This is a genomic window from Streptomyces sp. NPDC030165, from assembly GCF_055573595.1.
Genome location: NZ_JBVIBD010000061.1, coordinates 1 through 7,440, shown reverse-complemented (window position 1 = coordinate 7,440; position 7,440 = coordinate 1). Strand labels below are relative to the sequence as shown.

Sequence of the window (7,440 nt, the reverse complement as noted above, 5' to 3'; positions counted from 1 at the left end):
GCGAACTTCCCGCTGCCGAAGTGACCGCCTCGCGCCCCTCCGCCCCGCCGGGCAGAGGGGCGCCCCTTACCCCGCCGCGAGCCGCCGCGCCACGTCCGCCGACCACCTGCGGGCCAGGGCCGCCGCCTCGTCGTCGCCCTGCCCGTAATACGCCAGCAGCGCCACCGCGGCCCGCGCCTCACCCGCCGTGATCAGCGGCAGGCGCGGGTCGTCCGTGTCCAGCAGGGCGTGCAGGGAGTCCAGGTCGTCGTCGGTCATGACGGGGGAACGGAGCCGGGAGCCGGCCGGTTACGGCCTCGGTCAAGGCCCCGCAATGCACTGCACAGTGCGCTAGCTTTGACTTAACAGCAGTGTTTAATTGGCAGCGTCGACGCAGGCAGGAGAGCGGCATGAGCGACCAGCCGTGGACCATCGATTCCCTCGCCCACGCCCTTCCTGCCCCCGAGTTGCGGCAGGAGTTCCTGCGGGAGACATACCTGGCGACCCTCGCCGAGTTGCCCGCTGTATTCGCCCGGTGGGGCTCGCTCGCGGACCGCTATGATGCCTCTCGCCCGGAGATGGAAGCGCTTCTTCAGTACGCCAAGAACCACAACGGCGAGTTGCCGCCCGGCCTCGCGGACGACGGCGGCACCGACGAGTGGATGACGCAGTGGGGCGAGCGCCTGAGGCGAGCGGAGACCGACGCCGCGTGACCTACCACCTGATCGTCCCGCCGAGCATCCGGCGGCAGATCGAAAAGCTGTCCCTCGAAACGCAGCGCCAGATGCACGCCCTCTTCCGTGACCTCCGCGAAGATCCCGACCGGCACACCGGGCAGCACGGTCTCGAAGACGACGGGCCCGTGCGCATGCGCTCCGCCGGCCGAGGCGGCGCCCTCGTCTACGTCCTCATCAACAACCTCACGATCACCGTGACCGTCGTCGAAGTCCAGACACCCTTCGAGGACTGAGCCCCCGTCCGGATCGCCGGGCGGGGGCTCGTTGCGCGCGGCGAAGACCGCGTTACCCTCCAGTCACGCACGTGACTGGGGGGTACATGGACGAGGGGACCGCAGGACTCTATGCCGCCGTTATCGGGTTTGCCGCCGCCATCGTCGGCGCTGCGGTGGGGGGATGGGCCAGTTGGCGCGCAGCACGGCACCAAGTGAACGGCGGAGCGGAAAACGAACACAGGCACTGGGTCCGCCAAGAACGGCGCGCAGCTTACGCCCACTTAATACGCTGCATACAAGCGTTAACCACGAGCGTCATGAGTGCCGACAGTCTGAGAGAAGCAAGCAGGCGTTCCGAAGGCGGCGATGCTCAGCGGAACACAGCCTGGGATGCCATGGTCGACCAGCTTGGAGATATTTGTGCCGCCTGCGACGAGATCTACATCTTCGGATCAAGGCCCGTGGCCGAGGCTGCTATTGATCTCCGACGAGCTTGCGCGACGCTTGTGAAGACCGCCTTGAAGGCCGGAAGGCTTCGACTCAATGAAGAAGAGCTCACGCAGGCCCGAGACGACCGCGAAAGGGCTCGGGAAACCCAGGCTGCTAAGTTCGGCGCCTTCCTCCGGGCCTGTCACTCCGAACTCGTCGGCGAGACGATAGACCCCTCCAGGTGATCGCCAGGCAGCACCTCTGCAGCCTCGACATACATGTAGCGGCGAGCTGTCATGCGGCCCTCTCCAGAGCGGTGAAGCGCGCGTTGCTCGGGCAGGCATCCCGGGCCCCCACCTGCTGCTCCCAGAGCCGACACGTGCCCGTCACGAACGCCTCGACAGCGCGCGGGGCGGCTGCCGTCCAGCTCGGAAACTGCGCCGCCCACTCCAGCGCCTCGCCCGGCGGGCAGTCGGCCTCCATCAGCCGTACCGTCGTGTAGGCGACGTCGACCCACGCGGGGCCGGCCGTGGGCATGGCCCAGTCCACGATCCACGCGCGGTCAGCGCCGACGAGAAGGTTGTGGGGGTTCGTGTCCGTGTGCAGCAGCGCATCGCCGCGCAGCAGCTCCAGCTCGTCGGGAGGCAGGACGACGGCGAACCGGTCGGCGAACGGCGGCACACCCTCGGGCGCCCGCACGGCCTGAGCCGCCCGCAGCACGTCGGTCACCAGCTCCAGGTCCCCCGAGCCGGCCGACAGGTCCGCGTGCCGCCCGTCGACATACTCGAAGCCCAGCAGGTGCCAGCCCGCGGTGACCACCTGCCACAGCAGCCGCGGACCCACCCCGCGCACGGCGTGGTTCACCGCGGCCTCCATCGCCTGCCCGGCCCGCGCCCTCACATCATTGACCGGTGCGCCCTTCATGAATACCGGCCCCGAGACGGTCGTGAGCACAGCCGCCACGCTGCACGTCAGGCCGTCCATGACCGGCCGGGCACCGAGGACCGGGCCGGCCTGCTCCTCGACGACAGCCCAAGCCCCCAGCGGCAGATCTTCCCAAGCAGTACGCGCCACCTGGACCCCTCCCAGTGAGAAGAGGGGCCGCAGGAGCGACCCCTCACCAAGCTCAACGAGCAGGCTAACGATTCGTGGCCCCGCATTTGCGGCAACGCTGCTCACCACTCCACGGCACCCACTCGTGATCGCAATCCGCCATGGCGCGCCCCTTCCGTCCCTTCGACCGTGCTCGCGCACAGCCGGAGAAGCGACGGCGCACGGAAGGGCGCGCGGAAGCATCAAGCCGCCGGATCGGCCTGCTGCGCGAGGCGCCGGATGCTGGTGGCGTGCGCCTCCAACTGGTCGGCGAGCGCCAGCGCGGCGTCGCGGTGCAGTGGCGAGACCTCCCCCGAGCCGTCGACGTCGATCGCCACGTAGGTGCCCTCGTCGCCGTCACCGCGCTTCGCGGCGGGCCACAGCGCGAGGTGCGCCACCAGCACGGTCTCCGTGCCGCCGCCGAACGCCGGCACCGTCACACCCATCGCGGGGCCGTAGTGGTGCACGTCGTCCAGAAATGCCAGATCCTCGGCGGCGTGATCCGTCACGCACCAGTCCGGGCACTCCACGCGTACCGGGACACCGCGGACGGAAGTGGCGGCCAGCCGGGGGAGGGGGCCGTCGGCGGCGGATTCGGCCGGGATGTCGCTGCCCACGTGGACGGAGGGCAGCGGGTTGCTCGTAGACTTCATGACGAAGTCCTTTCGTGATGGTTGGGACTCGTTGATCTGCGGGGCAGCCACCCCGCGGGTCTTGCAGCGGCCGGGCCTGGTCTTCGTGCAGCCACACGAAGGGGTCCGGCCGTTGTGGTGCTGTTCCGCTTCCAGGACAGCCTTCTCGACGGAAGTCAAGAGAGTCCAGACCTGGAGTGTGGACATCGGCGATGTCCAGCGATACGGGCAAACCCCCGTGCTCTGATCTTTCAACCTCGATCCGCAACCGCGCCAGATGCGACGCCATGCCAACCGAATTGGCATATTGATCACGGGCGTCGCCTGGCCTGCGATGCTCAAGTCAACCCCCTGGGTTCAAGATCAGTTGACACAGATGTGACACAGGATTCCGGAGCTGGGACGCTGGCCACCGATGGGTAAGGACCGTAGTCGATCGACAAGATCGGGCCACGCGTGTGCGGCGAGATCAAGAAATCAACAGGTGCTCATCAAGTGCACATCACTTGATGAGCACTTGCTCGTGGCCTGCGGCTATCCAGGGCATTGTCGAGCAGAAAACCCCTTCACATGCTCCCTCCCCCTTTCTAGGTACGGTCTGACGCCCTCAGGAAGTGGCTGGAATACGCCGCGCAATCGATGACGATCGCCCCCTTCACGCGACAGTCGTGCCGCCCCATGGGGCCGTGCGCTACCGTCGAGCCGGGACCAGCGCCAGGAGGACCCCATGGCCCGGATCGTGTTCGACCCCGACGAAGCCGACAGCATGCGACGTGCCGCGCGCGACGCCTTCCCGCAGGACCCGGCCCTCGCCTACGCGCTGCTCCAACTCGCCGACGAAGGCGTCGACCTCGACCACTGCCGCACCTGGGACGACATCCGCGCCGAACGCGGCCTCCCGCCCCACGACGACACGGCACACGACGTTGCCTAAGCGCCCCGCCCTCGTCACCTTCCACGAGACCGCCGAACGCCAGCTCGCCGCCCTCACCGACGACGACCTCACCCGACTCGACCCCGCCCTCGACGCCATCGCCGCCGACCCGGCCATCGGCCGGCCCCTCGCCGACAGCCCCCTGCGCGAATACGAGCAGGACAGCGTGCGCGTCATCTACTACGCCACCACACTCGGCACGATCATCGTCGTGGCCTACGTCGAGGTGTAACACGGGGAACCTCCTGTCGGGGAAATTCACTGCGGGGTAGCATTGCATTATCGGGGCGAATGCGCAAAGCGGAATGATCTTGTTCTGTTTACGGTCTGACCTGCGGACTAACCCGCCCCCCGGTTCGGCTAAATAGAACTAAACTCACCCCACCGCTTCGGGTACATTAGCGTTTGCGCGCCTCTGGATTGCAGCCGTGATCGGGTCCACGAAAGAGGCGCCTGATCGCTCGCAACCCCCCGAGGAGTCATCCCCAAAATTCCGGTGATGCTTTTGATGGTAGGAACGTTTCTGGGATGGGAAGCAGTCCCTGACGGCCCGGCGGGGCCGTCCCGAGGGGCCAGAGATCCCGTGACTCACGTGAGTCACGGCCCCGTGAGCCGGCCACCGCCGACTCACGTGAGTCGGCGCTCAGAGCCGCGCGGCACCCGAGGGTTCACCGGTCCGCAGCGCCGGTCCGGTACTGCCGCTGACACAGGTGGGCTCATCTGGCGGGGACGTTGTATCCGGCCTTCCGCCTTACGAGGTGACCCTCGTCGGCGAGAGCCCACATCACGCTGCTGGTGCTCATTCGCGAGTACCCGTACTCACGACTGACGGTCAGCTCCCAGAGGTGCTTCCCTGGTGCGTACTTGCCAGTCCGCAGGTCGTTGAGCAGAAGTGCTCGAATGGCTGCTCGGTCCGCGCCGTCGTCGTAGGTGATGCGGGGAACGTGCCACCCGAGGCCAAGGTGGCCGACGCCGTTGTACGGCGGGCGCTCCGAACGCTGGGCGGCCTTCTCGGCCGCGTATGCCTGGGGGAAGCTGTCGAACCAGGTCAGGTCCACGTACTTCACGCAGTGCCACCAGCTCCGCGAATGCTCATGCTCTCGGAAGCGCTGCGTCAGCTTCCTGCTGATGCCGACATTGAGAAGATCTTCCTCGGCATCGTAGAGGCGGTAGAGCGCGGTGCGCTCGTCGGGTTGAGGCATGGTGAAACCTCCTGGCCAGCGCCTGAGCGACACTGTCGTCTTGCTGCAACTGTAGGAGGTTTATTGAGAAGTTGGCAACGCTCTCGTCTGTATCGGACGCGAAGGAGCCCCGGCGTCACTGCCGGGGCTTCCGCGTTGCTCCGTGTTGCTTAGAACTCGTACTGCAGCTCGTACCGATGGCCAGCCTTTGCCATGATCTCTACCTGGATCGGTCGATCATTCGTGCTGTGCGTTACTCGGAACGTCCGCAAGATCGGCAGCTTGGTTGGCAGCTTCAAGGCTCTGGCCTGTTCCGGGGTTGGCCATCGCGAGGACACCTTGTCCACGCAGCGAACCGGCGGGAGGCCGGCTTCGGTGAGGATGCGTCCGACGCCGCCCCGGATCTTTCGGTTCTCCATGATGGGTGTCCCGTGCGCGAGGGCCAGCGGTACGTACACGTTGACGAGTTCGCATGGGCTGTCGTCAAGGAAGAGAATCTGTTTGCGCAGCAACACGCACTCGCCTTCCGGTAGGCCGAACGCTTCCCGGACGGCGACCGGCGGTACGACTTTCTCCACGGACAAGAGCTGGCTCTTGCCTGATAGGCCCTTCTTTTCCGCCTCTCCGAGCCACTGGTACTTGCCGCCGTCGCTCGGGGGTGTCTTGTACTTAGCGGGCTCCATCGTTCGCTGCGGGTGCTCTCGCGCGATCACTCCGAAGCCTTGACGCGAGTACGCCAGCCCCTCCTTCTCCAGGGTGATCACTGCGTTGCGGATCGTCTGAGAGACGGCGCCGAACATCTTCGTTAGCTCCCTGCTGGACGGGAGCTTCGCGCCGGGGGCGATGTCGCCTGAGAGGATCAAGTCGCGCAGGTAAGAAGCGATCTGGTCTTGGGTGGACCACACGATGGTTTCGTCCTGGTCGTCGGGCAAGTCAAGCCACCTTCATCGAGTAGTTGAGCCGCCCAATGCGGCCAGGGGAGACGTTGACGGACACCTCGTAGGGGCGTCCGCCTTCGTCCGAGATCGTGCGGTTCAGAACCAGGACCCACTCGCTCTCGGCTAGCTGTAGGAGCCGACGCTCCTCTTCGGTCGCTGGTCGCGTGAGGACTTGCTCATGGACGGAACCAGGGCGGTGACCGAGGTCGGCGAGCAGAGTGACGGCGCCCCCGCGGATCTTGCGTGGTTGCGCGAGAGGTGTGCCCAGTGCGAGTTCGGCTGGCCAGTAGGAGTTCGCGAGTTCCACCGGGTTGTCGTCCGAGAGGATCAATCGCTGCCGTGTGACCACGGTTGACCCCGGCGACACCCCGAGCAGGGTCGCCACCTCTTCCGGGGGGTTGGTCTCGCCCGCCTGGATGACCCGTTGCGACCCTTTGCGCCCCTGTGCTGCGGCTTCGCCCCGCCAGGCATCTCCGGATCCTGCTTTCAGGTAGGGCGTCGACGTTCCCGTCCAGTCCCCGCTGCCCATCTCGGCTCCTCTACAGATCAACATCTCTTGAGGGGTCCAACATTTTCTCCACCATAAGCCCAGTTCAAGCGGGGCGGAGGGTGCGGCGAGAGCCATTGGTGGGCTTAAGACGGTTGTTACTTCTCAATACCCCTCCTACAGTTGAGGAGTGCTGGTCCTGCTACTGGATTGGAGGGCCTGATGCTGCCTGCCAGCCAAGTACTTCTGACAGTCCGCGAAGCCGCTGAGGCGTTGCGGGTCTCGAAACCGACCATCTATCGCTGGGTCGCGAGCGGCGATCTGCCCGCCATCCGGTACGGGCGCCCCCGACCCGTAGGTGACGCCAGGCGAGGTGGAGCGATACGGATTCCCAGCTCCGCCGTCGTGGAGTACCTGCGCGGCGCCCGGGTCGCCCCGCCCACCCCCGCGGAGGTCGCGTCATGACCCCCACCGCCCCCGCCGTCTCCGTCCCCCGTCAGCTCCCCGCGGGCAACCCGCGCGCCACCCTCATCCTCGACGCCTACGCCGACGCTCTGCGTGCGGCGGGTGAGGACGTGCAGGTGGTGTACAGCCCGCGCGGCGACGTCTTCAAGATCGTGCCGAGGGAGGCGTCATGACCGCCGCGCCGTGCCCGTTCTGCGCCATCGTCGCGGGCCTGGCCCCGGCCACGGTCCTGGCCCGCTGGCCGGACGCGATCGCGATCGTGCCGATCGAACCGGTGACCAAGGGGCACGTCCTGGTGATCCCGCGGGGGCATGTGGACGGCCCGGCCGAAGACCCCATGGTGACCGGCGC

Annotated in this window: 14 protein-coding genes; 8 read left to right on the top strand and 6 right to left on the bottom strand. The window is 66.9% G+C overall.

Annotation, left to right across the window (positions count from 1 at the left end):
- Positions 1 to 66: 66 nt before the first annotated feature.
- On the bottom strand, positions 67 to 258 hold the full coding sequence (locus ACZ4Z1_RS42185) for a hypothetical protein (RefSeq protein WP_468492026.1): 192 nt from the start codon (positions 256 to 258) through the stop codon (positions 67 to 69).
- Positions 259 to 389: 131 nt separating this feature from the next.
- On the opposite strand from ACZ4Z1_RS42185, the gene ACZ4Z1_RS42180 reads away from it, so the two are divergent.
- The 3 genes from ACZ4Z1_RS42180 (at position 390) to ACZ4Z1_RS42170 (ending at position 1,605) form a co-directional block, all read left to right on the top strand.
- Positions 390 to 692 (top strand): hypothetical protein, encoded by a 303-nt coding sequence (locus ACZ4Z1_RS42180; protein ID WP_468492025.1) that lies wholly within the window; start codon positions 390 to 392, stop codon positions 690 to 692.
- Entirely contained in the window at positions 689 to 949 is a 261-nt protein-coding gene (locus tag ACZ4Z1_RS42175) for a type II toxin-antitoxin system RelE family toxin (protein WP_468492024.1), read from the top strand. Before ACZ4Z1_RS42180 ends, ACZ4Z1_RS42175 begins: the two co-directional genes overlap by 4 nt.
- A 377-nt stretch (positions 950 to 1,326) precedes the next feature.
- Positions 1,327 to 1,605, top strand: coding sequence for a hypothetical protein (locus ACZ4Z1_RS42170; RefSeq protein ID WP_468492023.1), 279 nt, complete (start codon positions 1,327 to 1,329; stop codon positions 1,603 to 1,605).
- Positions 1,606 to 1,654: 49 nt separating this feature from the next.
- Here the strand turns inward: ACZ4Z1_RS42170 and ACZ4Z1_RS42165 are convergent, their stop codons facing one another.
- Entirely contained in the window at positions 1,655 to 2,434 is a 780-nt protein-coding gene (locus tag ACZ4Z1_RS42165) for a phosphotransferase (RefSeq protein ID WP_468492022.1), read from the bottom strand.
- A 221-nt stretch (positions 2,435 to 2,655) separates the two neighbouring features.
- Positions 2,656 to 3,105 (bottom strand): DUF6907 domain-containing protein, encoded by a 450-nt coding sequence (locus tag ACZ4Z1_RS42160; protein ID WP_468492021.1) that lies wholly within the window; start codon positions 3,103 to 3,105, stop codon positions 2,656 to 2,658.
- A gap of 706 nt (positions 3,106 to 3,811) precedes the next feature.
- On the opposite strand from ACZ4Z1_RS42160, the gene ACZ4Z1_RS42155 reads away from it, so the two are divergent.
- Positions 3,812 to 4,018, top strand: coding sequence for a hypothetical protein (locus ACZ4Z1_RS42155; protein WP_468492020.1), 207 nt, complete (start codon positions 3,812 to 3,814; stop codon positions 4,016 to 4,018).
- Positions 4,011 to 4,250, top strand: coding sequence for a type II toxin-antitoxin system RelE family toxin (locus ACZ4Z1_RS42150; protein WP_468492019.1), 240 nt, complete (start codon positions 4,011 to 4,013; stop codon positions 4,248 to 4,250). Before ACZ4Z1_RS42155 ends, ACZ4Z1_RS42150 begins: the two co-directional genes overlap by 8 nt.
- 484 nt (positions 4,251 to 4,734) lie before the next feature.
- On the opposite strand, the gene ACZ4Z1_RS42145 is transcribed toward ACZ4Z1_RS42150, so the two are convergent.
- From ACZ4Z1_RS42145 to ACZ4Z1_RS42135, 3 genes are all read right to left on the bottom strand, one after another.
- Positions 4,735 to 5,220, bottom strand: coding sequence for a GIY-YIG nuclease family protein (locus tag ACZ4Z1_RS42145; RefSeq protein ID WP_468492018.1), 486 nt, complete (start codon positions 5,218 to 5,220; stop codon positions 4,735 to 4,737).
- A 149-nt stretch (positions 5,221 to 5,369) separates the two neighbouring features.
- Positions 5,370 to 6,131: a GntR family transcriptional regulator gene (locus ACZ4Z1_RS42140; RefSeq protein ID WP_468492017.1), complete on the bottom strand. Its 762-nt coding sequence runs from the start codon at positions 6,129 to 6,131 to the stop codon at positions 5,370 to 5,372.
- A 1-nt stretch (position 6,132) separates the two neighbouring features.
- Positions 6,133 to 6,666, bottom strand: coding sequence for a GntR family transcriptional regulator (locus ACZ4Z1_RS42135; protein WP_468492016.1), 534 nt, complete (start codon positions 6,664 to 6,666; stop codon positions 6,133 to 6,135).
- Between the two features lie 180 nt (positions 6,667 to 6,846).
- On the opposite strand from ACZ4Z1_RS42135, the gene ACZ4Z1_RS42130 reads away from it, so the two are divergent.
- The 3 genes from ACZ4Z1_RS42130 to ACZ4Z1_RS42120 form a co-directional block, all read left to right on the top strand.
- On the top strand, positions 6,847 to 7,089 hold the full coding sequence (locus ACZ4Z1_RS42130) for a helix-turn-helix domain-containing protein (protein ID WP_468492015.1): 243 nt from the start codon (positions 6,847 to 6,849) through the stop codon (positions 7,087 to 7,089).
- Positions 7,086 to 7,262: a hypothetical protein gene (locus tag ACZ4Z1_RS42125; protein ID WP_468492014.1), complete on the top strand. Its 177-nt coding sequence runs from the start codon at positions 7,086 to 7,088 to the stop codon at positions 7,260 to 7,262. Before ACZ4Z1_RS42130 ends, ACZ4Z1_RS42125 begins: the two co-directional genes overlap by 4 nt.
- The coding region (locus ACZ4Z1_RS42120) for an HIT family protein (RefSeq protein WP_468492013.1) at positions 7,259 to 7,440 on the top strand (182 nt) is incomplete at its 3' end. The genes ACZ4Z1_RS42125 and ACZ4Z1_RS42120, both read left to right, overlap by 4 nt.